Raw genomic sequence first — 261 nt, 5'->3', positions numbered from 1 at the left:
CTGGATAGAAGGTACTACCTCTCACAAAGTAGCAAAGTTCAACTGGCTATGCGGCGTTAATCGGAATGCATGGTGGAATGTTGAGGTGTACTGGCAATAGCGGACACTACCATTTGTTCTTTTTTTAAGCAGCCATCTGATGATATTTTTCCCTGAAGGCTGCCGGGGAGATATTCCCCAGACGAGAGTGACGACGCTGACGATTGTAGAAAATCTCAATGTATTCCCGTATTACTGAGATGGCTTCATCCCGGTTATTAA

General features: G+C 44.8%; 1 protein-coding gene. It reads right to left on the bottom strand.

What is annotated here, in order from left to right; all coding sequences use genetic code 11:
* Positions 1–124: 124 nt before the first annotated feature.
* On the bottom strand, positions 125–261 hold a 137-nt coding region (locus SB816_RS32705; RefSeq protein ID WP_138796154.1), incomplete at its 5' end, for an IS3 family transposase.

This window comes from Achromobacter sp. SIMBA_011, from assembly GCF_046535435.1.
GTDB classification, from domain to species: domain Bacteria; phylum Pseudomonadota; class Gammaproteobacteria; order Burkholderiales; family Burkholderiaceae_B; genus Achromobacter; species Achromobacter dolens.
Note: the sequence above shows the minus strand (reverse complement) of the source record. Positions and strands in the feature narration are given on the sequence as shown.